This is a genomic window from Hoeflea sp., from assembly GCF_984452065.1.
In genome coordinates, this window is the sequence record NZ_CFHWAF010000026.1 from 1 (window position 1) to 1775 (window position 1775).

2 protein-coding genes are annotated in these 1775 nt (G+C 61.2%); both read right to left on the bottom strand.

The window, feature by feature from the left end:
- Positions 1 to 49: 49 nt before the first annotated feature.
- Positions 50 to 1267 (bottom strand): SGNH/GDSL hydrolase family protein, encoded by a 1218-nt coding sequence (locus tag AC5E6N_RS07160; RefSeq protein WP_491747174.1) that lies wholly within the window; start codon positions 1265 to 1267, stop codon positions 50 to 52.
- A gap of 12 nt (positions 1268 to 1279) precedes the next feature.
- Positions 1280 to 1775: peptidoglycan-binding domain-containing protein (locus AC5E6N_RS07165; protein ID WP_491747175.1), on the bottom strand; the 496-nt coding region annotated here is incomplete at its 5' end.

The window sequence follows — 1775 nt, forward strand, 5'->3', positions numbered from 1 at the left end:
TACCTGGAAAACCACGACAGAAAACCTACCGGCGCAAGCCGGTAGTGGTTTAGCTCCGGGGCTGCAGGTCGGGCTTTTGCTTCGCCGCGGCCTTTTCATCCTTTTGCGGCAGGACAAAATGATCGGCCCGTCCGGGCGGGGCCTTGCTTGTCTTGCCGTCAAAAACCAGATCGTCCCGCGGCGTGCGGGTGAGAGAGGTCTGCGGCGCCGCGGTGCCGAGCAACTGATCCGATCCGTCAAGGCCCGGGTCGACCATGCTGATGGGGCTGGTTCTTACCATCGCCGCGCCGGTGTCGGGGTGCAGCACGAGGAGTTCGGGAAGGTTTTCTTCCGTCAGCTTCGCGATGCCCTCATTGGCATCGTCGCCCAGCAGCCGGCGGATCGATTTCTCGACATAAAACGCCAGCTTGCGCTTGCCGGCCTTTGTCATGCGGATGCCGTCGGATGTCCGCAGCCTGACCTGCTGGCCGATGATGTCGGAGCCCGTATAGACAAACTTTCCGTCGGCATCGACGAAGCCGTCCCAGATATCGACATACTCGCCGTTCACCTCCTCGACCACAGACCGGTAGATGCTGTTGAAGGCAAGGATGTCCGCGGACATGGATGACGATTTGTAGGACGGAGCGCCCACCCAGATGAGCGGTATGTTGCGGGCGCGGATGGCGCGGGCCATCGTGTCGACCCTGTCGGTGTATTCGGTGACCCATTGCTCCGACCTGACGGGTATGCGCTTGCGGTTCTGGCGGATCTCCTGACGGTCGTTGGAGCCGACCATGACGATCACGATGGACGGCTGAAATTCGTCCAGAATGCCCGGAAGGTTGCGGTTCCAGTTGTAGTAGTCGTCCCGCACCAGACCGGACGAGCCGTTGGTCTTGCGCAGGACGGCGACGCCCGGCGCCTGCTGGAATGCGGTTCGCAGGCCCTCCGACAGCGATTTGGCCATGAAATCGCCGACAACGAGGATCTTGCGGGCGTTTTCCAGCTTCTTGACCGTCACGACCTGTTTTTTCTTCGACCGCTTGGGCGAGGAACGGGTAACGGACTTCTTGCGTTTGATCGTTGCGCGCGGGCGCTGGCGGTTGGTTTTCTCGGGCCTGATGCGGCGCGGTCCGAACAGGCGGTCCAGAACGGAACGGCGCTCATATTTGGTCTGCGCCTCGGCGCTGACAACCGGCAGCGAGACGGTAAACACCATCGCAAACACGCCAAGCAGCGGCAGCACCAAAAGATGCGGTATCAGCCTGTTCAGACTTCGGAGCAATCCGGTCTCCCGTTATCGCCTTAAGGTATTGAGTAGTTTTTGCGACGGAACACCGTCCGGCGTCAAGCCGGAGCGTGACTGGAAGGTCTTGATGGCAAGCTGCGAACCGGAGCCGATATTGCCGTCAATCTCGCCGCCGTAGTAGCCGAGCGCCTTCAAATGCACCTGAATTTCGCGGCGCTCGTCCATCGAAAGGGCACCGTCCGGCTTGGGCCATTCCTGCTTCAGTCCGCCATATCCGGCAATTCTGTCGGCCAGCAGGCCGACGGCCAGCGCATAGCTGTCGGAATTGTTGTAGCGCTTGATCATGAAGAAGTTGCGCAGCATCAAAAAGGCCGGGCCCTTGGCGCCCGCCGGCATTTTGAGGACGGCCTTTTCTCCGGGCCTCGGAAAACCCCTGCCGGCAGGCCGTTTGAAGCCGAGCCTCGCCCATTGCGACAGGGTCTTCGACTGGCCGACATGTTTTGACGCGCCGCGCGGCGCCTTCACCTCGTAGCCCCAGGTCTTG